Here is a 23,694-nt window from a genome sequence, read left to right as displayed (position 1 = left end):
TGCCTCGTGCTCTGGATGCCCGGCGCACAAGCGTGAGCTCCACCCGCACACCCGGCAAATCAGGAGAAGAATCCCATGGCCTGGCGTTCCGCCCGTCACCGCCGGACCGCCACTGCCGAGCCGATGACGCTCAAGATCCTGGTCGCGGGCGGGTTCGGCGTCGGCAAGACCACCCTGGTCGGTGCCGTCAGCGAGATCAAACCGCTGCGCACCGAGGAGCGGTTGACCGAGGCCGGCCGGCCGGTCGACGACCTCGTCGGGGTGGAGGGCAAGTCCACCACCACGGTGGCGATGGACTTCGGGCGGATCACCCTCAACGACGAGCTGATCCTCTACCTCTTCGGCACGCCGGGCCAGGACCGCTTCTGGTTCCTCTGGGACGAGTTGGCGCGCGGTGCGCTCGGCGCGGTGGTGCTCGCCGACACCCGCCGGCTGCCGGACAGCTTCTCCGCCATCGACTACTTCGAGCGGCGCGGACTGCCGTTCATGGTGGCCGTCAACTGTTTCGAGGGCGCCGACCGCTACCCGCCGGAGGCGGTACGGGAGGCGCTGGACCTGGATCCGCAGGTGCCGGTGGTGCTGTGCGACGCCCGCGTCCGGGAGTCCGCCCGGGACGTGCTGGTCGCCGTCGTCGAGCACGCGATGCGGCGCGGCGTCCAGCAGCGGGAGCCCGCGCTGCCCTGACCGGACGCGGAGGTACGGCCGGTACCCCGCCGTCCGGGGCGCCGGCCGTACGCCTGCGTCGTACGAGGGGCCCGGCCGGAGCCCCCCCCGAGGAGCGATCGTCTAGGACGCCGAGCCGTCCTCGGGCAGCCAGCCGAAGCTGCGCTCCACCGCCTTGCGCCAGTTGGCGAACTCGCGGTCCCGGGTGGGCCCGTCCATCCGCGGCGTCCACTGTGCATCCCGCTTCCAGTGGCTGCGCAGTTCGTCGAGGTCCTGCCAGACACCGGTGGCCAGGCCGGCCGCGTACGCTGCCCCGAGACAGGTGGTCTCGGAGATCACCGGGCGGATCACCGGCACGCCCAGCACGTCCGCCTGATGCTGCATCAGCAGCTTGTTGGCGGTCATCCCGCCGTCGACCTTGAGCTGGGTGATCCGTACGCCGGAGTCCTGGAACATCGCGTCCACCACCTCACGGGTCTGCCAGCTGGTCGCCTCCAGCACCGCGCGCGCCAGGTGCGCCTTGGTGACGAAGCCGGTCAGGCCGGTGACCACACCGCGGGCGTCCGAGCGCCAATAGGGCGCGAAGAGCCCGGAGAACGCCGGCACGATGTACGCCCCGCCGTTGTCGGGCACGCTCGCCGCCAGCGGCTCGATCTCGTCGGCGGAGGCGATGATGCCGAGCTGGTCGCGGAACCACTGCACCAGTGCGCCGGTGATGGCGATCGACCCCTCCAGGCAGTAGACCGGCGCCTCACCGCCGAGCCGGTAGCCCAGGGTCGTCAGCAGTCCGTTCTTGGACGCGACCGGACGGTTGCCGGTGTTCAGCAGCAGGAACGAGCCGGTGCCGTAGGTGTTCTTGGCCTCGCCGACGCCGTAGCACGTCTGCCCGAAGACCGCGGCCTGCTGGTCGCCCAGCGCGGACGCCACCGGCACCCCGTGCAACTGGCCCACGGCCGTGCCGTACACCTCCGCCGACGACCGGATCTCCGGGAGGATCGCGGCGGGGACGTTCATCGCGGAGCAGATCGTCGGATCCCACTGGAGGGTGGCGAGGTTCATCAGCATGGTGCGGCCGGCGTTGGTCACATCGGTGACGTGCACCCCGCCGTCCGTGCCGCCGGTCAGGTTCCAGATCAGCCAGGAGTCGATGGTGCCGAACGCGATCTCACCGCGTTCGGCGCGGGCCCGCAGGCCCGGTACCTCGTCCAGCAGCCAGGCCGCCTTGGGGCCGGAGAAGTAGCTGGCCAGGGGCAGGCCGGTGGCGTCCCGGAAGCGGTCCTGGCCGTCCGCGCCGCCGAGTTCGGTACACAGCTGGGCCGTGCGGGTGTCCTGCCAGACGATGGCGTTGTGCACCGGCCGTCCGGTGGCCCGGTCCCACAGGACCGTCGTCTCCCGCTGGTTGGTGATGCCCAACGCGCTGAGCTGGTCCGCCCGCAGCCCCGCCCTGGTGAGCGCGCCGGCCACCACGGCCTGCACCTTGGTCCAGATCTCGGTGGCGTCGTGCTCCACCCAGCCGGGCCGGGGGAAGATCTGTCGGTGCTCGCGCTGGTCGACGGCGACGACCGCCCCGCCGTGGTCGAAGATGATGCAGCGGCTCGACGTGGTGCCCTGGTCGATCGCGGCGACGTACTTCTCGGTGTGGTCCGTCATGCCGTCACGCCTCCTTGCGTCCTGGCTCTGAGTGAGTGCGGGCCCGCCGGTATCGGAACGCGCTCAGAACACGCACCGATGGACCAGGCCCGCGAGCACCGCGCCGATCAGCGGCCCGGCCACCGGTATCCAGGCGTAACTCCAGTCGGAGGAGCCCTTGTTGGGGATGGGCAGCAGTGCGTGGACGAGGCGCGGGCCGAGGTCGCGGGCCGGGTTGATGGCGTAGCCCGTGGGTCCGCCGAGCGACAGCCCGATGCCGACGACCAGCAGCGCGACCAGCAGCACATTGATCCCCGAGCCGTAGACCCCCGCCGGTGCGCCGGGGACCTGACCCAGGCCGATGCCCTTGTTCTGGCCGAAGAACAGCAGCGGCAGCACCAGCCCGAGGGTGGCGATGATCTCGGTGACGAGGTTGGCGACCGGTTTGCGGATCTCCGGGGCGGTGGAGAAGATCCCCAGCGTCGGCTGCGGGGTCGCACCGGACCGTCCGTCGTTGGCGGCGAACTGCGCGTAGTACAGCGCCCAGGCCAGTACGGCGCCGATCATCGCGCCGACCATCTGCGCCAGGACGTACAGCGGCACCTTCGACCACGGGGTGCCGCCGGCGACCGCCGAGCCGAGCGTCACCGCCGGGTTGAGGTGCCCGCCGGACAGCGGCGCGGCGGTGTACGCCCCGGCCAGTACGCCGAGCCCCCAGCCGAAGGCGATCGCCACCCAGCCGGCGGCCCTGGCCTTGGAGTGGTGCAGGGTGACCGCGGCGCACACGCCGGCGCCGAAGAGGATCAGGACGGCGGTGCCGATCACTTCACCGGCGACGATGTCCCCATTGGAATACATGGCGGCTCCTTGGCCCTCGCCCGGGGAACGTCCCCCGGTCCTCCGTGCAGGGTGCGTGCCACCGGCGGGCAGCGGGCAGCCGCTGCCACCCGGCCGGGGTGCCTGAGTGCGGCGGTGCTGACTGGCACCCGGAAGTGTTCACCCGAGCTGAGGGGGCGTCAAGGTCGCCTACAGCAGGCGATGTTGGGATCTTCTAAGCGGTTCGGCGGGCGCCTCGACGGGGACCGGCAGCCGTCAGCCGCGGGCCCGTGCACCCTCCTGGCCGGGCACCCGGGCGTGCGCCCCCCGAAGGATCTCGGTGCGCTCCGAGCCGGGACGGCCCAGCACCCAGCTCGCCCCCGGCAGCGCCTTCGCCTCCTGCTTCAGCGGGGCGAGCGCCGCCGCGGTCTCGTGGTGGCCGCCGACGCTGCCGGGCGGGCACACCACGGTCGCCAACGACAGCGTCACCGGCCGCCCGCCCGCCGACCACTCCCCGTCCAACAGCGCGGCGGCGAACGGCTCCACGCCGTCCGGCTCGACCAGCACCAGGAAGTCGTCGCCGCCGATGTGGCCCACTCGGGAGCCCGGCCGGCCCGCCGCGACCTCGGCCAGCGTCCGCCCCACCGAGCGGATCAGCTCATCGCCGGCGGCGAACCCGGCCCCGTCGTTGACCTGCTTGAACCCGTCCACGTCCAGCCAGCTCAGGGCGAACGCCCGCCCCTCGGCGATCCGTCGGTCCACCTCGCCGTTGACCTCGTCCGAACCGGGCAGCCGAGTCAGCGGATTGAGCCGTGCCGCCTCCTCCACCCGGCTCTCGGCCAGCGCCCGCAGGATGTCGGCGAGGTGCACCACGCCGATGCACCGGCCGCGTTCGTCCACCACCGCCACGTCGTCCCCGGTGCGGTCCCGGTCGCCCTCGGCGATCACATCGAGCACCTGCCAGGCGGTGGCGTCCGCGCCGACCGTCCGCGGCCGGTCCGCGAGGCGCAGCGCCGGCCGGTCGGCGTAGAGCGCGTGCCCGTACCGCCCCGACAGCGACAGCAGGAACCGGTCCCGGTCGATCGCCCGGACCGGCACCCCGTCGGTGTCCACCAGCAGCACCCCCGACACCTCGGGGAATCCGGTGAGGTGGCTGCGCACCGCGCCCGCCGACGCGGACATCGGCAGCAGCGCGGCGGGCTGGAGGAACTGCGCGACCGGCGGCCCGGACGGCGGGCGGTACGGCACCGCCGGCCCGCCCGCCGCCGCTGGGACCGACGGCGGGAGGTACACGTCGGTGGCCGGCCGCCGGGTCGGCGGCGCGAACAGATGGCCCTGCGCCAGTTGCACCCCGGCGTCCCGCACCGCCGCGTACTGCCGCTCGGTCTCCACCCCCTCGATGGCCAGCAGTCCGCCCACCCGCTCGCACAGCTGCCGCATCGCGGCCACCACGGCCTGCCGTCCCCGGTCGGTGTCCAGCCGGGTGCACAGCGAGGCGTCGAGCTTGACCAGGTCCGGCGCGAGCTCACCGAGCAGCCGCAGCGGCAGGTCCCCGTCCCCGACGCCGTCCGCGCAGATCCGGTACCCCTCGTCGCGCAGCACCGACACCGACTCCAGCAGGGCGGCGTGCGGAACGTGGGTGAACGGCCCGACCAGGTCCAGGGTGACCTCCCAGGGGCGCCGGCCGATGTCGTGGACGGCCTTGCCCAGCGACGTCAGCCGCGGCAGCTCGGCGACCGTGGTGGCGAAGACGTTGAGGTGCAGCGGCAGCAGCGTCTCCTGGTGCGCCGCCGCCCGGACGGCGAGCGCCGCGAGTTCGGCGTCCAGGTCGGGGCAGCGCCGCGCGGACGTCAGGACGTCGACCGCGCCGGGCTCGGGTCGGGCGAGTATCTCCAGCGCGGCGACCGACCCGGTGGAGAGGTTCACCACGGGCTGGAAGGCGAATCGGAGCTGGTCCGTCCAGGCAGGCACGGGCAGTAGCTTGCCCGGCCCCCCTCGTGAACTGCGGCTGATTAACGCACTGTTCACGCATCCTTCCGGAGCGTACGGGCGGCTCCCGCGCGATGCACACAGCTCGTTCGACGGGCCGTGCGGCGGGCCCGTGCCGCCCCCTGCCGCCCGGCCCCGAACCCCGGTACAGTCACCGCGCGATCGTGCCGTTCGCGAAGGGGAGCGCCCGTGACCGAAGCCGCCCGCACCGACGCCCGTCCCCTCCCCCCGGTCGCCGCACCCGCCGTACGCCTCACCGCCGTCAGCAAGGACTTCGGCCCGTTGCGCGCCGTCGAGCACGCCGAACTCACCATTGGACAGGGTGAGTTCTTCTCCCTCCTCGGTCCGTCCGGCTCCGGCAAGACCACCCTGCTGCGCCTGATCGCCGGCTTCGAGCGCCCGACCGCCGGCCGGATCGAACTCGCCGGCCGCGACGTCACCGCCCTCCCGCCCAGCCGCCGCGACGTGCACACCGTCTTCCAGGACTACGCCCTCTTCCCCCATATGACCGTCGAGCAGAACGTCGCCTACGCCCTGACCGTCGCCGGGGTGCGCAAACCCGAACGCCTCGCCCGCGCCCGCGAGGCGCTGCGCACCGTGCGGCTCGACGGCCACGGACCACGGCGCCCGGCCCAGCTCTCCGGCGGTCAGCGCCAGCGCGTCGCCCTGGCCCGCGCCCTCATCGACGGCCCCGGACTGCTGCTGCTCGACGAGCCGCTCGGCGCGCTCGACCTCCGGCTGCGGCAGGAGATGCAGCGCGAACTCCGGCACATCCAGCGCGCCACCGGCGTCACCTTCCTGCTCGTCACCCACGACCAGGAGGAGGCGCTGACCCTCAGCGACCGGCTGGCCGTCCTCGACCACGGCCGCATCGTGCAGACCGGCCCGCCGCTGGAGATCTACGACCGGCCGGCCACCGCCTTCGTCGCGGGCTTCGTCGGCACCACCAACCTGCTGAGCGGCCCCGCCGCGGTCCGCGTCGTCGGCACCCCCGGCACCTACAGCATCCGCCCCGAACGGATCCGGCTCGCCGCCCCCGACGGTCCGGACGGCGCACCGGGACCGGACGAGCGGTGCCTGCCCGGCCGGATCACCGACATCGCGCACGCCGGCGCGCACACCCGCTTCGTCGTCCGGCTCGACGGCGGTGACGACCGGCTGACCGCGCTGCGGCTGAACTCCACGGAGCTGCCCGCCACGACCCGCCCCGACGCGCCCGTACACCTGCTGTGGAACGTCAATGACGTTCTCGCCGTGCCGGATTGACGGATCGCCGGAATCCGAGAGGGGGCAGGGACGCTGCGCGTCGGGCGTCGGACGCGCTCTGGTGGCACCGCGTCTGCTTCCGGATACTGGCGGGGCCCGACAGCCGTGCGCGACAGGGAGTTCACCATGCGCAACGCGAATCCGTGGAAGGCGGCCGTGGCGGCCGGCGTCCTGCTGCTGGCCGTCGCCTGCGGCTCCGGTGGTGGGGGCGAGGACGGTGGGGGAGCGACCGAGCAGAGGTCCGTGGGGAAGGGGGAGGGCCGGGTCGACATCATCGCCTGGGCCGGATATGTCGAGGACGGCTCCAACGACCCGAAGACGGACTGGGTGCACCCCTTCGAGAAGCGGACCGGCTGTCGGGTCAACGCCAAGATCGCCGGAACCTCCGACGAGATGGTCTCCCTGATGAAGACCGGCCAGTACGACACGGTCTCCGCCTCGGGTGACGCCACCCTGCGGCTGATCGCCGCCAAGGACGTGGCACCGGTCAACACCCGGCTGGTCCCGCACTACCGCGACGTCTTCGCCGGGTTGAAGATGCGCCCGTTCAACTCCCAGGGCGGGCGGATGTACGGCATCCCGCACGGTCGCGGCGCCAATCTGCTGATGTACCGCACCGACAAGGTCTCCCCGGCCCCCGACTCCTGGAAGGCCGTCTTCGACGGGGCCGCGAAGTACTCCGGCAAGGTCACCGCCTACGACTCGCCCATCTACATCGCCGATGCCGCGCTGTACCTGATGAAGACCCGGCCGGCCCTCGGCATCAAGGACCCCTACGCCCTCGATGAGCATCAACTGGCCGCCGCAGTAGTGCTGTTGAAGAAGCAGCGACAGCACGTCGGCGAGTACTGGAGCGACTACCAGAAGGAGGTGACGGCCTTCAAGGGCGGCGACAGCGTCATCGGCACCACCTGGCAGGTGATCGCCAACACCGCCAGCGCGGAGAAGGCACCGGTCAGGGCCGTCCTCCCGAAGGAGGGCGCGACCGGCTGGTCCGACACCTGGATGGTCTCCGCCAAGGCCCAGCACCCCAACTGCGCCTACAAGTGGCTCGACTGGATCATCTCGCCGAAGGTCAACGCCCAGGTCGCCGAGTACTTCGGCGAGGCGCCGGCGAACGCCGAGGCCTGCCGGGAGACCTCCGACCCGCACCACTGCGCCGTCTACCACGCCGACGACGAGGGCTACTACCGCCGCGTCCACTTCTGGACCACCCCCGTCCCGCAGTGCCTCGACGGCCGCACGAACGTCCGGTGCACCGACTATGCGGAGTGGACCCGTGCCTGGACGGAGATCAAGGGCTGAGCCCGGGGACCCGGTGCCCGTGACGACCCGCGAGCCGGGCGCCCGCACCCGGCTCGCGGCGCTGCTCGCCCCGCCCCTGCTGTGGCTGGTCCTGGCCTACCTCGGCTCCCTCGCCGTGCTGCTGCTCTCGGCCTTCTGGACCACCGACCCGTTCACCTCCGACGTGGTCCGCAGCTGGACCACCGACAACCTCCGCGCCGTCCTCACCACCCCCGTCTACCGCACCGTCGCGCTGCGCACCCTGGGCATCGCCCTCCTCGTCACCGTGCTCGACGCCCTGCTCGCGCTGCCCATGGCCTACTTCACGGCACGCGTGGCCCGCGGCCGGCTGCGCCGCGCCCTGCTGGTGGCGGTGGTCACCCCGCTGTGGGCCGGCTACCTCGTCAAGGCCTACGCCTGGCGGCTGATGCTCGGCGAGCACGGCGTCGTCAACGCGGCACTCGCCCCGTTCGGGCTGCACGGCCCCGGATACGGCACCACCGCGGTGGTGATCGTGCTGGCCTACCTCTGGCTGCCGTACATGATCCTGCCGATCCACGGGGCCCTGGAACGCCTGCCCGCGCACCAGTTGGAGGCCTCCGCGGACCTCGGCGCGGGCACCGTGCGCACCCTGCGCTCCGTCGTCGCCCCCGCCGTCCGTCCGGCGCTGCTGGCCGGCTCGGTCTTCACCTTCTCGCTCTCGCTCGGCGACTACCTCGCCGTGCAGATCGTCGGCGGCCGCACCCAACTGCTGGGCAACGTCATCGCCGCCCAGGTCACCCTCGACCTCCCGCTGGCCGCGGCGCTGTCCGTGGTTCCGGTCGCCCTGGTGGTCTGCTACCTCGCCGCCGTCCGCCGGGCCGGCGCGCTCGACTCGCTCTGACCGGTCCCGAAGGAGGCAGCCGGATGCACCTCACCCGCACCGCCCGGATCGTCCTCGGCTGCCTCACGGCCGCCGGACTCGCCCTGATCTACCTGCCGTTGCTGCTGGTCCTGCTCAACTCGGTGAGCGCCGACCGCTCGTTCGCCTGGCCGCCCGGCGCGCTCACCGGCGAGTGGTGGCGCCGCGCGCTGGACAGCCCGGGTGCGCGCGATGCGCTGTGGACCTCGCTGCGGGCGGGGTTGGGCGCCACCGCCGTCGCGCTGGTCCTCGGCTCGCTCGCCGCCTTCGCCGTGCACCGCCACCGGTTCTTCGGCCGGCGGACCGTCTCGTTCCTGATCGTGCTGCCGATCGCGCTGCCCGGCATCGTCACCGGCATCGCCCTCAACGCCGCCTTCCGCACCGTGCTCGTCCCGCTGGGCATCGGCTTCGGCCTGTTCACCGTCGTCGTCGGCCATGCGACCTTCTGCGTCGTCATCGTCTTCAACAACGTCGCCGCACGGCTCCGCCGGATCGCCCCCTCGCTGGCCGAGGCCTCCGCCGACCTGGGCGCCCGCCCCTGGCAGACCCTGCGCCACGTCACCCTTCCGGCGCTCGCTCCGGCCCTGTTCGCCGGTGCCCTGCTGGCCTTCGCGCTCTCCTTCGACGAGGTGGTGGTGACCACCTTCACGGCCGGTGCCGGCACCAGGACGCTGCCGATCTGGATCTACGAGAACCTGGCCCGCCCCCGCCAGGCCCCGGTCGTCGACGTCGTCGCCGCGCTGCTGATCGTCCTGTCGGTCCTCCCGGTCCACGTCGCCCAGCGGCTCTCGTCGGACCCGGCCGGCGGCCGACTCTGAGCGCCCGGGCGGCGGCGGTCGCCCTCGCCCGGCCCTGGCAGGGCGTCAGGGCCCCTCCGCCCTGCTTCTCCTGGACGCGCACCGCCCCCGATGCTATGTTGTTCTCGTTCCGAGAAAGACTCGAAGTGAGAATGACTGAATGACGGGGGCGGCCGTGGACGTGGACCGGCGGGACAACGGGGGCAGTGGTCCCGATGACGGCGACGAGCGCGCGTTCCTCGCGTCCTACGACCCGCGCGACTTCCCCGCCATCGCGGTGACCGTCGACATCGTCGCGTTGACCCTGCGCGCCGGGGTGCTGCACGTCCTCCTCGTCGAGCGCGGCGGCCGGCCCTTCCAGGGCGCCTGGGCCCTGCCCGGCGGCTTCGTCCGCGCCGGGCAGGAGTCGCTCGACGAGGCCGCGGCCCGCGAACTCGCCGAGGAGACCGGGCTGGACGCCACCCAGCTGGAGCGCGTCCACCTCGAACAGCTCGGCTCGTACGGCGATCCCGGCCGGGACCCGCGGATGCCCGTCGTGACCGTGGCCTACCTCGCCTTCGCGCCCGACCTCCCCGAGGCGCGGGGCGGCGGCGACGCCTCGTCCGCGGCCTGGGTCCCGGTCACCCGGCTGGACCTCGGCGCCCCGGGCGACGCGGCGGCCACCGAGGCGCGCGCTCCGCAGGCTGTCGGCGAACCGGACGCGGTAGGACCGCGTCCCCCACGACTGGGTCCGGGGCACGGGATCGACGGGGGTGGTTCCGTGCCCCGGCCCGCCGACGACGCGGCGCCGGCCGAGGATGCCGCTCCGGCGCCGCTCCCGCTCGCCTTCGACCACGCCCGGATCATCGCCGACGGACTCGACCGCGCCCGCGCCAAGATCGAGTACACCCCGCTGGCCACCGCCTTCCTCGGCGCGGAGTTCACCATCGTCGAACTCCGCGGGGTCTACGAATCCATCTGGGGCAGCCCGCTGCACGCCGGGAACTTTCACCGCAAGGTGCTCTCCGTCCCCGGATTCGTCGAGTCCACCGGCGCCACCGCGGCCCGCGGCGGAGCCCGTGGCGGCCCGCGGGCCCGCCTCTACCGCGCCGGCGACGCCCGGCTGCTGCACCCGGCGCTGCTGCGCCCCGACCGGGAGGACAGCGTGCGATGACCACCACGACGGCCGCGCACGCCCCGCGCACCCGCGCCGCTGCCCGGGCGGCGCTGGCCGCCGCCCACCGGCCCGCGGACCTCTTCCCCGCCGACGACACCGAGGCCGCCGGGACCTTCCGCAGGCTCGCCCGACTGCTCCACCCCGACACCGCCCCACCGGCCGAACGCCCCGCCGCCGAGGGCGAGTTCGCCCGCCTCAACGCCCTCTGGCAGCAGCGCACCGCCGCCGCCAGCCCCACCGTGACGGTGGCGACCCGTAACCGCACCTACACCCTCGGCGCGCCGCTGGCCACCGGCGACCTCACCGTGCTCCGCGAGGCCTGGTACGAGCAGGACGGCACCCGGCACCGCGCACTGCTGAAGATCCCGCGCGCGGTCACCGACAACGACCTGCTGGAGCGCGAGGCGGCGGCGCTGGACGGGCTGGCCCGGTACGGCGAACCGCGCCACCGCGGCTACGCACCCCGTCTGCTGGAGTCCTTCCGGCACCGCGCGCCCGACACCGGCGCCGAACGGCGCGTCAACGCCCTGGTGCCGCTCACCGGGTTCCACACCCTCACCGCGGTACGGGACGCGCACCCGGGCGGACTCGACCCGCGCGACGCCGCCTGGATGTGGCGCCGGCTCCTGGTCGCCCTCGGCTGGGCGCACCGCGCCGGCCGCGTCCACGGCGCCGTGCTGCCCGAACACGTCCTCATCCACCCGGGGCTGCACGGCCTGGTCCTCGTCGACTGGTGCTACAGCACGGCGCCGGGCGACCGCGTCCCGGCGCTCGTCGAACGCCACCGGGCCCACTACCCACCCGAGGTCACCGGCCGCCGTCCGGCGACCGAGGCCACCGACATCCACCTCGCCTCGCGCACCATCGAGGCACTGATGGGGGAGCGCGCCCCGCAACCGATGCGGGCCTTCCTGCGCGGCTGCACGCTCCCGTCTCCGCAGCGCCGCCCGCACGACGCCTGGCGGCTCCTCGCCGAGCTGGACGACCTCCTCGACCGGCTCTACGGGCCGCGCACCTTCCGGCCGTTCACGATGCCGGAGCCGGAGCCGGAGCCGGAGTCGGAGTCGGAGCGGGAACCGCAACCGGAGCCGGAGCGGGTTTAGATCCCGTACCCATAGGCGGCGCAGCCGTACGCGCCCCCCACGGGCGCACCTCACCTCGCCACACCTCACGACATCCGACCCACCACTCGACAGCTCACACCACAGTCCACACCACAGGGGGAATCCACCATGGGCAGCGGAATCTGGTCCACCAACGTCTACGGCGCCGCGGCGAGCTACCGCGCCGCCTCCGGCGCCAGCGCCTTCGACTACAGCGACCGCACCACCAGCTCCTCCCCGCGCCACACCTGGACGGCGCACCCGTCGCTCGACCCCAAGGGCCTGACCGTCCGGGAGAGCCGCGACTCCGACGAACACCCCACCTCGCTGGCCGTCTCCGTCCTCTTCGACGTCACCGGATCGATGGGCTCGGTGCCGCGGGTGTTGCAGACCAAGCTCCCCGAGCTGTTCGGCCTGCTGCTGCGCAAGGGGTACGTCGAGCACCCGCAGATCCTCTTCGGCGCCGTCGGCGACGCCACCTGCGACCGGGTGCCGCTCCAGCTGGGCCAGTTCGAGTCCGACAACCGCATGGACGACCACCTCGGCAACATCCTCCTGGAGGGCGGCGGAGGCGGCCAGATGACCGAGTCGTACGAGCTCGCCCTGTACGCCATGGCCCGGCACACCAGCATCGACTGCCACGAGAAGCGCGGCCGCCGCGGCTACCTCTTCCTCATCGGCGACGAGATGCCCTACGGCAAGGTCAAGGCCCGCGAGGTCCGTGCGGTCTTCGGCGACCAGCTCACCGAGGACATCCCGATCCGCACGATCCTCGCCGAGCTGCAACGGACGTTCGACGTCTACTTCATCGTCCCGGCCGGCGCCCTGCACGTCGGCAACACCGCCGTCCTGGACACCTGGCGCAAGCTGCTCGGCCAGAACGTCATCGAACTCGACGACCTCGGAGCCGTCTGCGAAACCATCGCCCTGACCATCGGACTCGGCGAGGAGGCCATCGACCTCGCGGCCGGACTCGACGACCTCGCCGACGTCGGCTCGGACGCGGGCGAGAGCGTCGGCAAGGCGCTGGCCACCCTCGGCCGCGGCCGGGGCGCCGTGGCCCGGTCCTCCGCACCGCTGATCGACGACGCCGGCGCCGGCGGCACCACCCGGCTGTAGGGACACCCCGACGACCTGCGAGGACACCCAAGGAAACGCCCATGCACACCATCGTGGTCGACCTCGGCTACGGCGACGCCGGCAAGGGCACCGTCGTCGACCGGCTCTGCGCACCCCGACCGGGCGCGGCGCCGGTCACGGCGGTGGTCCGGTTCAACGGCGGCGCCCAGGCCGCCCACAACGTCGTCACCACCGACGGCCGGCACCACACCTTCGCCCAGTTCGGCTCCGGCACCTTCAGCGGCGTCCCCACCCACCTGTCCCGCCGGATGCTGGTGGACCCGCTCGCGCTCGCCGCCGAGGCCCGCCACCTCGCCGCACTCGGCGTCCCGGCCCCGCTCGCCCTGCTGACCGTCGACCGACGGGCCCGGCTCACCACGCCCTACCACGCGGCCGCCAACCAGGCCCGGGAGCGCGCCCGCGGCACCGCCCGGCACGGCTCCTGCGGGATGGGCATCGGTGAGACCGCCGCCTATGCGCTGGCCCACCCCGACGACGCCCCCACGGCCGGCGACTGCACCTCGCCCGCCACCCTGCGACGCAAACTCACCCTGCTCCGCGACCGGTTGACCGACGAGATCGGCCCGCTCGCCGCCCCGCCCGTCGAGGCCTGCCTGGACGCCTTCGCGGCCTTCGCCGACCACGTACGGCTCGTCGACGGCGACCATCTGGCGCGGCTGCTGCGCACCGGTCCGGTGGTCTTCGAGGGGGCCCAGGGCGTGCTGCTCGACGAGTGGCACGGCTTCCACCCGTACACCACCTGGTCGACGACCACCTTCGCCGGGGCCGAGGACCTGCTCACCGAGGCCGGGGCGCCCGGCGCGGCCCGCCGCCTGGGCGTCGTGCGGACCCACACCACCCGGCACGGCCCCGGCCCGCTGGTCACCGAGGACCCGTCACTGGGCTCCCTCCTCCCCGAGGCGCACAACGGGACCGGCCGGTGGCAAGGTGCCTTCCGCACCGGCCACTTCGACGCCCCGGCGCACGCCTACGCCGTCGAGGTCTGCGGGGGAGTGGACGCCCTGGCCGTCACCCACCTGGACGCCCCGGCCCGGTCCCGTGGCGCCCTGCGCATGGCCTGTGCCTACCGCACCCCCGAGGGCACCTGGGACCACATCCCCACCACCCCAGCCGGCGACCTGGACCATCAACAGCGGCTCACCGCACGCCTGTTGGCCGCCACCCCCACCGCCTGGCAGTCACCGGGCACCGACCCGCACGCCTGGTGCGACGCCCTCGCGCACGCCCTGGACGCCCCCGTCGTCATGGAGTCCCACGGCCCCACCGCCGCCGACAAGGTCACCGGACGGGGAAGTCGAAGTAGGTGTCCGGAAAGGTCTCCGGCTGGAAGGTGAAGTGCCACCACTCCTCGGGGAGGTTGACGAACCCGGCCCGCTCCAGACCGTGCTTCAGCAGCAGCCGGTTGCGCAACTGCCGCCCGTGGATCCGCGGGTCGAGGGTGTGCGCGAGCGTGTCGAAGCAGTCGAAGCCGGTCCCCATGTCGAGCGAGTTGTCCGGGAAGCGCTCCGCCTTCGGCCCGTAACAGGACGTCAGCGGCTCACCCGGCACATACGGCCGGGTGGGCACCGCCGGCAGCCGCACCAGGGTCAGATCGACCGTACTGCCCCTGCTGTGCCCGGACTTGGCGGCGATGTACCCGTCGTCGAACAGCTTCGCCTTGTCCTCCCTCGGATAGAACTCGGCCTTCATCCGCTGGTCGCCGAGGTCCGTCGCCCACCGGACGAAGTGGTCCACGGCGCGCTGCGGCCGGTAGCAGTCGTACACCTTGAGCGTGTACCCGCGCCGCACGAAGGCCCGCTGGGCACGGTGCAGGGCCCGGGCGGCGTCCCGCGTCAGCAGGCACGTCGGCCGGCGGTAGCCGTCCACCGGCACGCCCATGAAGGTGTGCGGCGTGGCGTACCGCATCTCCTGCACGATCGTCGGGTCCACCTCGCGCAGCGCGACGAACTCCTCGGGCATCGTGGCCGGGGACGCCGCCCGGTGGGCGGCACCCGCCGCCGGCGACGGCGCGGTGGTGACGGTCATCAGGGCGGCGGCGGCAACGGCCAGGCCGCGCAGCGCGGCAGCGAGTCTCGGCATGGCCCTCGTCTACCAGGCGCGGCCGGGGCGGCGGAAGACCGCCACCCGCACCGCCACCCGCACCGCCACCCGCACCGCCGCCGGGCCCCGCCTACCCGTCCGCCAGCCCCCGCACCCGCACCGGGTACCCCACCGGCTCCCCGTCCCGCCGCTCCACCACCACCCGGTCACCCTCCCGGCGGGTGCTGAAGCGCTCCACGGTCGGCCGCTGCCAGCCGTCCCCGGCGTCCGGCACCACCAGGCCGCTGCCACCACGTCCGGCCGTCGGCGCCCACACCTCCAGCTCCGTGGCACCGTCCGCACCGGCCACCGGCATCACCGCACCTGCCCGCGCCAGCACCGGAATCCGCGACAGCGGTGCCTCCACCCACACCTGCCCGGGACCGTCGTACGCCCGCCCGCTCGCGGTGTCGTACCACCGCCCGCGCGGCAGCCGCACCGGCCGCCGGGTCACGCCCTCGGCCAGCGCCGGCGCCACCAACAGCGCATCGCCCAGCAGGAAGGCGTCCTCACAGTCCCGCAGCGCCCGGTCCCGCGGCGAGCTCCACCACACCGGCCGGACGTACGGTGCCCCGGTCAGCCGCGCCAACTGGCCCAGCGTCTCGAAGTACGGCAGCAGCCGCCGTCGCTCGTGCAGCACCGTGCGGGCGTGGTCGAGCACCTCCGTCCCGAACTCCCACGGCTCCCGGCGACCGGCCCGGGCCGCCGAGTGGGTACGGAACAGCGGCAGGTACGCGCCCAGCTGGAACCAGCGCAGATACAGCTCCGGCGACGGCTCGGCGGAGAACCCGCCCACGTCCGGACCGCTGTACGGCACCCCGCACAGCCCCAGCCCCAACACCAGCGACAGCGACGCCCGCAGCCCCGGCCAGCCGGTCGCCACGTCCCCCGACCAGGTGCCCCCGTAGCGCTGCAACCCGACCCAGCCCGAACGGGAGAAGAGGAACGGCCGCTCGTCCGGCCGCAGTTCGCACAGCCCCTCGAAGCCGGCCCGGGCCATCGCCAGACCGTAGACGTTGTGCGCCTCCCGGTGGTCACCGCCCCGGCCCTCCAGCGCGTGCCGGGTCGAGCGGGGCAGCGTCCGCTCCCCGAACGGGGCGAACGAGACCGGCTCGTTCATGTCGTGCCAGACGCCCGAGAAGCCCTCGGCCAGCCGCTCCGCGTACAGCGCACCCCACCACTTGCGCACCCGGGCGTCGGTGAAGTCCGGGTACACCGACTCACCGGCCCAGACCACCCCGCGCACCTCCCGCCCCCGCGCGTCCCGCACGAAGGCGTCGGCGGCCGCCCCGCCCTCGTACACCGCGTCCCCCGGCTCCGCCTTCACCGCCGGATCCACGATCGACACCAGCCGCACCCCCTCGGCCCGCAACTCCCGGGCCAGACCCGGCAGATCCGGATAGCGCGAGCGGTCGACGGTGAACACCCGGTGGCGGTCGTAGTGGTCGATGTCCAGATGGACCGCGGACAGCGGCAGATCACGCTCCTGATAGCCGGTCACCACCCGGCGCACCTCGTCCTGGCCGCCGAACCCCCACCGCGCGTGCTGATGGCCGAACGCCCACTGGGGCGGCAGCGCGGGCGCACCGGTCAGCGCCGTCCAGACCTGGAGCACCCGGGCCGGGGTGCCGGCCAGCACCCAGTAGCGCAGCGGCCCGCCGTCCATCCGCAGCTCGCAGGTGCCCGGCCGGTCGTGCCCCGAACCCGCGCCCTCCGCGCCCTCCCGGAGCAGCACCCGGCCGTCCCACGAGTTGTCGTGGAACACCAGGTGCGTACCGGCGTCCGCCACCACCAGCTGGACCGGCATCGTCAGCGACAGCGGATCGTCACCCGGCTCGAACGCCCCGCCCGGATCGGTGTTCCACAGCCGGTAGGAGCCGTCCCGCAGCCGCGGCCCGTGCGCCCGGCCGCCCAGCCCGAAGAACCGCGCGTCCGCGGCCACCTCCGAGCGCTGCACCCACCGCGAGGCGCCACCCCCCTCCGGCCGCCCGGCCCGCTCGCCCCCCGCCGCGGCGCCCGGCCCCTCCGTGCGGTCCCACCAGCGCGGCGGCAGCTCCCGCCGCAGCACCGCCCCGCCGGGCGTCCGCACCTCCACCGCGCCGTGCCGGGACACCACCACCAGCACCCGCTCCGAGACCACCCGCCAGCCGCCCTCCGTGTCGGGCTCCAGCACCGCCCGGGCATCGACGTCCGGACACGCCCCGGCCAGCGCGTACGAGGGCTCCGGCTCGGCGCCGTCCCAGCCGCAGAACACCGCACCCCCGGACGCCACCCGGACCCGCAGCGACGACCGCGCGAAGTGGATCACCCCACCGCCGGGGTGGGGCTCGGCGTCCCGCGCCGGCCCCGGCACCCGCGCCCGCTCCACCGTCCGCGCCGGCAACGCCCGGGCATCCGCCCGCCGCGCCCGCCACGCCGAGCGCACGGACCGCAGCCCCTGCGCCGACCCGACCGCCCTGACCACCCGTACCGACCGCACCAGATCACGCCCGTCCATGCCGGTCAGCCTGCCATTGACGCCACGGTGTGCGGGCACCGTTCAACTGCCGTTCACCTGCACGCGGTCACGCTCGGCCACGCCGAGGCCGATGGCCGCCGTCCGCTGGCCGAATCCCGCTGTATGCCTGGCGCATGCCCGGCGCCGGACCAGGCCCACGTGGCGACACCACACCCGGCCACCCCCGAATGTGGGGGGTCCACCCTGGTGCACGAGTCGATCACATGGCATCGTCCAGGCAAGCCGTGTCACGCGCACACGCACAGACGGGAGACCCCCGCCGCCGTGCGCGCCCGACGCAGACGACGCGTACCGCCCGGGAGCCGCATCATGACCACCGCACCGCAGTCCGCCGCCCAGCCGGAACCCCTCTGGCAGCCCGGACCGGACCGGATCGCCGGCGCACAGGTCACCCGCTTCCAGACCTGGGCCGCCGCCCACCACGGCGCGCCCGCCCCCACCCCCGGCGACCCCGCCGCCAGCTACGCCGCGCTGCACCGCTGGTCGGTCGACGACCTCCCGGCCTTCTGGCAGGCCACCGCCGAGTGGTTCGACGTCCGCTTCACCACCCCCTACGAAACCGTCCTCGCCGACCGAACGATGCCCGGCGCCCGCTGGTTCCCCGGCGCCACCCTCAACTACGCCGAGCACGCCCTGCGCGCCGCCGAGGACCCGGACCGCGCCGACGACCCCGCGCTGCTGTACGTCGACGAGACCCACCGGCCCACCCCCGTCACCTGGGCCGAGCTCCGCGCCCAGGTCGGCTCGCTGGCCGCCGCGCTCCGCCGCCTCGGCGTCCGCCCCGGCGACCGGGTCAGCGGCTACCTCCCGAACGTCCCGCAGGCCGTCGTCGCCCTGCTCGCCACCGCCGCGGTCGGCGGCATCTGGACCTCCTGCGCCCCCGACTTCGGCGCCCGCAGCGTCCTGGACCGCTTCCAACAGATCGAACCGGTCGTCCTGTTCACGGTCGACGGCTACCGCTACGGCGGCAAGGAGCACGACCGCCGCGACACCGTCACCGAACTCCGCGCCGAGCTGCCCACCCTGCGCGCGGTGGTGCACATCCCGCTGCTCGGCACCCCCGCCCCCGAAGGCGCCCTGAACTGGTCGGACCTGACCGATCAGGACGTCCAACCGGTCTTCGAGCAGGTTCCGTTCGACCACCCGCTGTGGGTCCTGTACTCCTCCGGCACCACCGGACTGCCCAAGGCCCTCGTCCAGTCCCAGGGCGGCATCCTGCTCGAACACCTCAAGCAGACCGGCCTGCACTGCGACCTCGGCCCCGACGACCGGTTCTTCTGGTACACCTCCACCGGCTGGATGATGTGGAACTTCCTCGTCGCCGGCCTGCTGGTGGGCGCCACCGTCGTCCTCTACGACGGCAGCCCCGGCCACCCCGACATCGCCGCCCAGTGGCGGGTCGCCGAAGCCACCCGCGCCACCCTCTTCGGCACCTCCGCCGCCTATGTCATGGCCTGCCGCAAGGCCGGTCTCCACCCCGCCCGCGACCTCGACCTCTCCGCCATCACCTGCGTCGCCACCACCGGCTCACCACTCCCGCCGGACGGCTTCCGCTGGCTGCACGACTCCTTCGCGGAGAGCGGCGCCGACCTGTGGATGGCCTCCGTCAGCGGCGGCACCGACGTCTGTAGCTGCTTCGCCGGCGCCGTCCCCACCCTCCCGGTGCACATCGGCGAACTCCAGGCCCCCTGCCTCGGCACCGACCTACAGGCCTGGGACCCCCAGGGCAAGCCCCTCGTCGACGAGGTCGGCGAACTCGTCGTCACCAACCCCATGCCGTCCATGCCCATCCGGTTCTGGAACGACCCGGACGGCGCCCGCTACCACGACAGCTACTTCGACACCTACCCCGGTGTCTGGCGGCACGGCGACTGGATCACCGTCACCTCACGAGGCAGCGTCGTCATCCACGGCCGGTCCGACTCCACCCTCAACCGCCAGGGCGTCCGGATGGGCTCCGCCGACATCTACGAGGCCGTCGAACGGCTCCCCGAGATCCGCGAATCCCTCGTCATCGGCCTGGAACTCCCCGACGGCGGCTACTGGATGCCGCTCTTCGTCCACCTCGCCCCCGGAGCCACCCTCGACGACGACCTTCGCGACCGCATCAAGCGCACCATCCGCGAGCAGCTCTCCCCGCGGCACGTCCCCGACGACATCATCGAGGCCCCCGGCGTACCGCACACCCTCACCGGCAAGCGCATCGAGGTCCCGGTCAAGCGCCTCCTCCAGGGCACCCCGCTCGACAAGGCCGTGAACCCCGGCTCCGTCGACAACCTCGAACTCCTCCGCTTCTACGAGCAGGTGGCCCGCGACCGCGCGCAGTAGCCCGCGCACCCGCCCGCGCCGGACCGGAGGCCGCTCGGAGGCCCACGGACCGGCGCGGGGCCGGCATTGTCAGACCCTCCGATTACTCTCGGTGACCAGTGGCGTGCGGTCCGCGCACACCACGCCGAGCACACCCAGGGGGAGTCATGACATCCACATCCCGGCCCGCCGGCCGCAGCGCGCGCGGCGACCGTACCGACGGCGCGGCCGCCCGTCGCGCCCTGCGCCGCGAAGTCCCCAGCGCCGCCGCGGTCCTCGCCGACGAGCGGGACTTCCGCGCCATGCGCCGCTACCGCAGCTTCCCGTTCGACGACCACCGCAGCTACCTCCGGCACCTGGAGTCCCTGCTGCGCGCCCTCAGCGCCCAGGGCGTCCTGACGACTCTCAGCCTCTTCGACCCGGCGGCCTACGAGAGGTACTGCGCGGACCTCGCCCTGGACCCGGACCGCCCGGACAGCCGCACCCGCTACACGGCCGAAGTCGCCCGTACCGGCGCGACCTTGACGTACGACGGCGAGCCGCTCGGCCAGCTCCTCCCGTTACTCGTCGAGGAAGCCGCCCGCCATGCGACCTGGCACCACGCCTCGGCCCTGCTGTCCCGGGCCGGCGGCTGCGAAGAGTGCGGTGCCGACCTCGCCCCGGCCGCGTTCACCCGGGCCACCCAGGCGCTCCAGCAGCTTCTGGCCGCCCTCGGCGACGGCGCCCACCACCTCGTCTGCTCCCTCGCGGCCGGCGACCCGTCCCTCCTCGCGGTCCTGCACGCCACCGCCCGCGACGGCGCCCCGCCCCAACTCGCCGCATCCGAGAGCCTCCTCTTCAGCACGGTCCTCGCCGTCGGCTTCGCCCTGCGCACCCCCGGCGGCATCGTCGCCCGCACCACGACCCGCCCCGCCGAGCACACGGACCCCACCGACACCGCCACCCCCGACCCCAGCACCGTCCGCGGCTGGTCCCTCCGTGACTCCTGGCTCCGCCCCCTCAGCGCCGCCGAGGTCTTCAGCGCCTACTGCACCGACACCGACACCGGCGAACCGATCCCACCCGAGCACGGCGTCGACTACGCCCCCGGCCTCCCGCTCACCCCACCGCCCGACCCCCACACCCACCACTGACCGTCACGCCCCCCCGAACGGCGAACGGCCGCCCCGCCACGAGGGCGGGACGGCCGTCAGCACACGGCGACACACGGGCCAGGGTGCCGCGCGGGATCACTCCCCGGACAGCACCGCCTGCGCGGCCGCCCGGGCATCGTCGGCCGTGTCCGCGGCCCGCGCCGCGGCCGCCGCACGCTCGCACTGGGCCAGCGTGTGCTTGGCGAGCGTCGCCCGCACGTAGGGGATCGACGCCGCGCCCATCGAAAGGCTGGTGACACCGAGCCCCGTCAGCACACACGCCAGCAGCGGATCGGAGGCCGCCTCACCACAGACCCCACAGCTCTTGCCCTCGGCCTTCGCGGCCTCGGCCGACGCCGCCACGAGGTCCAGCAGCGCCGGCTGCCACGGGTCCTGTAGCCGCGACACGGCGCCCACCTGGCGGTCCGCCGCGAAGGTGTACTGCGCCAGGTCGTTGGTCCCCAGCGACAGGAACTCCACCTCCTGAAGGATCGACCGCGCCCGGAGGGCGGCCGACGGAATCTCCACCATCGCGCCGAACTTCGCCTGGAGCCCGGCCTCCCGGCAGGCGTCCGCAAACGCCTTGGCGTCGATCCGGTCCGCCACCATCGGGGCCATGACCTCCAGGTAGACCGGAAGCCCCTCGGCGGCCTTCGCCAGCGCCGTCAGCTGGGTGCGCAGCACGTCCGGGTGGTCGAGCAGCGTCCGCAGACCCCGCACGCCCAGCGCCGGGTTCGGCTCGTCGGCCGGCGTCAGGAAGTCCAGCGGCTTGTCGGCACCGGCGTCGAGCACCCGCACCACGACCCGCCCCTCGGGGAAGGCCTCCAGAACCTTGCGGTACGCCTCGACCTGCTTCTCCTCGGTCGGCGCGTTCTTGCTGTCGTCCAAGAAGAGGAACTCGGTACGGAACAGCCCGACGCCCTCGGCCCCGGCCTCGACCGCCGCGGCCACATCACCGGGACCGCCGACATTCGCCAGCAACGGCACCTTGTGCCCGTCGGAGGTGGCACCCGGACCGGACGACGCGGCCAGTGCCGCCTTCCGCTCGGCCGCCGCCCGCTCCAGCTCCGCGCGCTTCTCGGCGCTCGGCTCCACGAAGATCTCACCGGTGCTGCCGTCCACGGCGATCACGGTGCCCTCGACCAGCTCACTCGCACCGGGGAGCGCGACCACGGCCGGCACGCCCAGCGCCCGCGCGAGAATCGCGCTGTGGCTGGTCGGCCCGCCCTCCTCGGTCACGAAACCGAGCACCAGCGACGGGTCGAGCAGCGCCGTGTCGGCCGGCGCCAGATCCCGCGCGATCAGCACAAAAGGCTCGTCACTGTCCGGCACACCCGGCATCGGCACGCCGAGCAACCGGGCGACGATACGGTTCCGGACGTCGTCGAGGTCGGCGACCCGACCGGCGAGGTACTCACCGGCACCCGCCAGCAGCGCCCGATACGCCGCGAACGCGTCGTACACCCCGCGCTCGGCGGTGCTGCCGACGGCGATCCGCCGCTCGACGTCCGCCATCAGCTCCGGGTCCTGCGCCATCAGCGCCTGGGCCTCCAGCACGGCCTGGGCCTCGCCGCCCGCCAGATTCCCCCGCGCTATCAGGTCGGCGGCGACCGCCTCCACGGCCTGGCGGGCACGCCCCTGTTCGCGCTCCGCCTCGTCCGCCGGAATCTGCTTGGCCGGCGGCTCCAGCACCGCCGTGCCCATGTGCCGCACCTCGCCTATGGCCACACCGTGGCTCACGCCGACGCCTCGCAGCGTTGTCTCCATTGCACCCGTCTCCGGTTGATGCGGCGGCCGGGCCGCCGCTGTGGATGTCGTACCTGCCGTTCGGGACGGCGCCCGGCTACTGCCAGGAGAACAGCTCGTCGCCGGCCTTGACGTCGCCGTCCTCACGGACGCCGCCGAGCGAGTCGGCCGTGGCCTCCAGCGCGACGACCGGGCAGATCGGCGACTTACCGGCCTCCTCGACCGCGGCCGGATTCCAGCGCACGATCTCCTGGCCGCGGGTGACGGTGTCGCCCTTGTTCACGAGCAGCTCGAAGCCCTCGCCATTGAGCTGAACGGTGTCGATGCCCAGATGGGTGAGCACGCCGTGTCCTTCACCGTCGACGACGACGAACGCGTGTGGGTGCAGCGAGACGAGCACGCCGTCCACGGGCGAGACGGCGGCAGAGGGCTCACGAACCGGGTCGATGGCGGTACCGGGACCCACCATCGCTCCGGAGAACACCGGGTCGGGCACGGCCGCGAGTCCGATGGCGCGTCCAGCGAGCGGGGACGTCACGGTGGTCATGGGAAGCCTCCCAGGGGTGGAGATTCATCAGGTCGCCGTCACTACCTGTCCTGGACGGCGCACCGTTCAGAAGCGTAAGTCATAAGAACTGACGGTTCCGCATGAGAGACACCGGTTGCACACCGCGAGTCCCGCTGAATCGATTTGCCTCGCCCACAGCAGGGCTGTACTGTCTGAGACCTGCCCCGGACAGCCAGACCGCAATCAACTGCGGTCGGTTGATGGTGGGCGGCACTCCTCTGCGTCTTGATCGCGACTCAAGAATTGCACGCTTCTGCATGCCTGCGGAAGAGCGGCGGTTCGAAAGCCGGAAAAGGCCTGATAGAGTGTGAAACACCGAAGGGAAGCGCCCGGAGGAAACCCGAGAGGGAATCCAAAGGAAGCGTCCGTTCCTTGAGAACTCAACAGCGTGCCAAAAGTCAACGCCAGATATGTTGATAACCCCGTCTGCCGGAAAACCTTCCGGTGACGAGGTTCCTTTGAAAAACACAGCGAGGACGCTGTGAACGAACGGGACTATTCCTTCCGCTCGTTCCGCTCAACGCGAGTGTTCACCGGGATAGCCCGGAAGCATTCACGGAGAGTTTGATCCTGGCTCAGGACGAACGCTGGCGGCGTGC

The 23,694-nt window shown here is 73.3% G+C and carries 18 protein-coding genes; 11 read left to right on the top strand and 7 right to left on the bottom strand.

Annotated elements, in window-relative coordinates:
* Positions 1-75 precede the first annotated feature (75 nt).
* Positions 76-684 (top strand): ATP/GTP-binding protein, encoded by a 609-nt coding sequence (locus AB0C96_RS16730; RefSeq protein ID WP_362918024.1) that lies wholly within the window; start codon positions 76-78, stop codon positions 682-684.
* 102 nt (positions 685-786) lie between these two features.
* On the opposite strand, the gene glpK is transcribed toward AB0C96_RS16730, so the two are convergent.
* The 3 genes from glpK to AB0C96_RS16715 form a co-directional block, all read right to left on the bottom strand.
* Positions 787-2,313 carry a glycerol kinase GlpK gene (gene glpK, locus AB0C96_RS16725; protein ID WP_362918023.1) on the bottom strand — a complete coding sequence of 509 codons (1,527 nt, stop codon included), beginning with the start codon at positions 2,311-2,313 and terminating at the stop codon, positions 787-789.
* Between the two features lie 63 nt (positions 2,314-2,376).
* Positions 2,377-3,150: an MIP/aquaporin family protein gene (locus tag AB0C96_RS16720; protein ID WP_362918021.1), complete on the bottom strand. Its 774-nt coding sequence runs from the start codon at positions 3,148-3,150 to the stop codon at positions 2,377-2,379.
* A 234-nt stretch (positions 3,151-3,384) separates the two neighbouring features.
* Positions 3,385-5,079, bottom strand: a complete 1,695-nt coding sequence (locus tag AB0C96_RS16715; RefSeq protein ID WP_362918019.1) for a GGDEF domain-containing protein — start codon at positions 5,077-5,079, stop codon at positions 3,385-3,387.
* Between the two features lie 207 nt (positions 5,080-5,286).
* Here AB0C96_RS16715 and AB0C96_RS16710 point away from each other — a divergent pair, with 207 nt between their 5' ends.
* From AB0C96_RS16710 to AB0C96_RS16675, 8 genes are all read left to right on the top strand, one after another.
* Entirely contained in the window at positions 5,287-6,363 is a 1,077-nt protein-coding gene (locus tag AB0C96_RS16710; RefSeq protein ID WP_362918017.1) for an ABC transporter ATP-binding protein, read from the top strand.
* A 126-nt stretch (positions 6,364-6,489) separates the two neighbouring features.
* Positions 6,490-7,668: an ABC transporter substrate-binding protein gene (locus tag AB0C96_RS16705; RefSeq protein WP_362918015.1), complete on the top strand. Its 1,179-nt coding sequence runs from the start codon at positions 6,490-6,492 to the stop codon at positions 7,666-7,668.
* 19 nt (positions 7,669-7,687) lie between these two features.
* Positions 7,688-8,530 carry an ABC transporter permease gene (locus AB0C96_RS16700; protein ID WP_362918013.1) on the top strand — a complete coding sequence of 281 codons (843 nt, stop codon included), beginning with the start codon at positions 7,688-7,690 and terminating at the stop codon, positions 8,528-8,530.
* A gap of 23 nt (positions 8,531-8,553) precedes the next feature.
* Entirely contained in the window at positions 8,554-9,366 is an 813-nt protein-coding gene (locus tag AB0C96_RS16695) for an ABC transporter permease (protein ID WP_362918011.1), read from the top strand.
* A 139-nt stretch (positions 9,367-9,505) separates the two neighbouring features.
* Complete coding sequence (locus tag AB0C96_RS16690; protein ID WP_362918009.1) at positions 9,506-10,498, top strand: NUDIX domain-containing protein; 993 nt, start codon at positions 9,506-9,508, stop codon at positions 10,496-10,498.
* Positions 10,495-11,604 carry a molecular chaperone DnaJ gene (locus AB0C96_RS16685; RefSeq protein ID WP_362918007.1) on the top strand — a complete coding sequence of 370 codons (1,110 nt, stop codon included), beginning with the start codon at positions 10,495-10,497 and terminating at the stop codon, positions 11,602-11,604. Before AB0C96_RS16690 ends, AB0C96_RS16685 begins: the two co-directional genes overlap by 4 nt.
* Before the next feature lie 129 nt (positions 11,605-11,733).
* On the top strand, positions 11,734-12,723 hold the full coding sequence (locus AB0C96_RS16680) for a hypothetical protein (protein WP_362918005.1): 990 nt from the start codon (positions 11,734-11,736) through the stop codon (positions 12,721-12,723).
* 41 nt (positions 12,724-12,764) lie between these two features.
* Positions 12,765-14,078 carry an adenylosuccinate synthetase gene (locus AB0C96_RS16675; protein ID WP_362918003.1) on the top strand — a complete coding sequence of 438 codons (1,314 nt, stop codon included), beginning with the start codon at positions 12,765-12,767 and terminating at the stop codon, positions 14,076-14,078.
* Here the strand turns inward: AB0C96_RS16675 and AB0C96_RS16670 are convergent.
* Positions 14,023-14,823 (bottom strand): M15 family metallopeptidase, encoded by an 801-nt coding sequence (locus tag AB0C96_RS16670; RefSeq protein WP_362918001.1) that lies wholly within the window; start codon positions 14,821-14,823, stop codon positions 14,023-14,025. The two genes, AB0C96_RS16675 and AB0C96_RS16670, sit on opposite strands and share 56 nt — an antisense overlap.
* A gap of 91 nt (positions 14,824-14,914) precedes the next feature.
* The gene (locus AB0C96_RS16665) at positions 14,915-17,320 is read right to left on the bottom strand and encodes a glycoside hydrolase family 31 protein (RefSeq protein ID WP_362918000.1); all 2,406 of its coding nucleotides are present in this window, start codon (positions 17,318-17,320) and stop codon (positions 14,915-14,917) included.
* 330 nt (positions 17,321-17,650) lie between these two features.
* On the opposite strand from AB0C96_RS16665, the gene AB0C96_RS16660 reads away from it, so the two are divergent.
* Together AB0C96_RS16660 and AB0C96_RS16655 are read left to right on the top strand one after the other, a co-directional pair.
* Complete coding sequence (locus tag AB0C96_RS16660) at positions 17,651-19,669, top strand: acetoacetate--CoA ligase (protein WP_362917998.1); 2,019 nt, start codon at positions 17,651-17,653, stop codon at positions 19,667-19,669.
* Positions 19,670-19,815: 146 nt separating this feature from the next.
* Positions 19,816-20,781, top strand: a complete 966-nt coding sequence (locus AB0C96_RS16655) for a hypothetical protein (protein ID WP_362917996.1) — start codon at positions 19,816-19,818, stop codon at positions 20,779-20,781.
* Positions 20,782-20,877: 96 nt separating this feature from the next.
* On the opposite strand, the gene ptsP is transcribed toward AB0C96_RS16655, so the two are convergent.
* Both ptsP and AB0C96_RS16645 read right to left on the bottom strand, forming a co-directional pair.
* On the bottom strand, positions 20,878-22,548 hold the full coding sequence (ptsP, locus tag AB0C96_RS16650; RefSeq protein WP_362917994.1) for a phosphoenolpyruvate--protein phosphotransferase: 1,671 nt from the start codon (positions 22,546-22,548) through the stop codon (positions 20,878-20,880).
* A 76-nt stretch (positions 22,549-22,624) separates the two neighbouring features.
* Positions 22,625-23,074 carry a PTS glucose transporter subunit IIA gene (locus AB0C96_RS16645; RefSeq protein WP_362917992.1) on the bottom strand — a complete coding sequence of 150 codons (450 nt, stop codon included), beginning with the start codon at positions 23,072-23,074 and terminating at the stop codon, positions 22,625-22,627.
* Between the last annotated feature and the right edge of the window lie 620 nt (positions 23,075-23,694).

Source organism: Streptomyces sp. NPDC048506 (assembly GCF_040651315.1).
Classification (GTDB): domain Bacteria; phylum Actinomycetota; class Actinomycetes; order Streptomycetales; family Streptomycetaceae; genus Streptomyces.
This window is presented reverse-complemented; position numbering and strand designations above follow the sequence as displayed.

What these genes read in the sequence shown, in the direction of transcription:
- AB0C96_RS16730 (WP_362918024.1), top strand. Translation starts at nt 76, where the DNA reads ATGGCCTGGCGTTCCGCCCGTCACCGCCGGACCGCCACTGCCGAGCCG.
- glpK (WP_362918023.1), bottom strand. Translation starts at nt 2,313, where the DNA reads ATGACGGACCACACCGAGAAGTACGTCGCCGCGATCGACCAGGGCACC.
- AB0C96_RS16720 (WP_362918021.1), bottom strand. Translation starts at nt 3,150, where the DNA reads ATGTATTCCAATGGGGACATCGTCGCCGGTGAAGTGATCGGCACCGCC.
- AB0C96_RS16705 (WP_362918015.1), top strand. Translation starts at nt 6,490, where the DNA reads ATGCGCAACGCGAATCCGTGGAAGGCGGCCGTGGCGGCCGGCGTCCTG.
- AB0C96_RS16695 (WP_362918011.1), top strand. Translation starts at nt 8,554, where the DNA reads ATGCACCTCACCCGCACCGCCCGGATCGTCCTCGGCTGCCTCACGGCC.
- AB0C96_RS16690 (WP_362918009.1), top strand. Translation starts at nt 9,506, where the DNA reads ATGACGGGGGCGGCCGTGGACGTGGACCGGCGGGACAACGGGGGCAGT.
- AB0C96_RS16685 (WP_362918007.1), top strand. Translation starts at nt 10,495, where the DNA reads ATGACCACCACGACGGCCGCGCACGCCCCGCGCACCCGCGCCGCTGCC.
- AB0C96_RS16680 (WP_362918005.1), top strand. Translation starts at nt 11,734, where the DNA reads ATGGGCAGCGGAATCTGGTCCACCAACGTCTACGGCGCCGCGGCGAGC.
- AB0C96_RS16675 (WP_362918003.1), top strand. Translation starts at nt 12,765, where the DNA reads ATGCACACCATCGTGGTCGACCTCGGCTACGGCGACGCCGGCAAGGGC.
- AB0C96_RS16670 (WP_362918001.1), bottom strand. Translation starts at nt 14,823, where the DNA reads ATGCCGAGACTCGCTGCCGCGCTGCGCGGCCTGGCCGTTGCCGCCGCC.
- AB0C96_RS16665 (WP_362918000.1), bottom strand. Translation starts at nt 17,320, where the DNA reads ATGGACGGGCGTGATCTGGTGCGGTCGGTACGGGTGGTCAGGGCGGTC.
- AB0C96_RS16660 (WP_362917998.1), top strand. Translation starts at nt 17,651, where the DNA reads ATGACCACCGCACCGCAGTCCGCCGCCCAGCCGGAACCCCTCTGGCAG.
- AB0C96_RS16655 (WP_362917996.1), top strand. Translation starts at nt 19,816, where the DNA reads ATGACATCCACATCCCGGCCCGCCGGCCGCAGCGCGCGCGGCGACCGT.
- ptsP (WP_362917994.1), bottom strand. Translation starts at nt 22,548, where the DNA reads ATGGAGACAACGCTGCGAGGCGTCGGCGTGAGCCACGGTGTGGCCATA.
- AB0C96_RS16645 (WP_362917992.1), bottom strand. Translation starts at nt 23,074, where the DNA reads ATGACCACCGTGACGTCCCCGCTCGCTGGACGCGCCATCGGACTCGCG.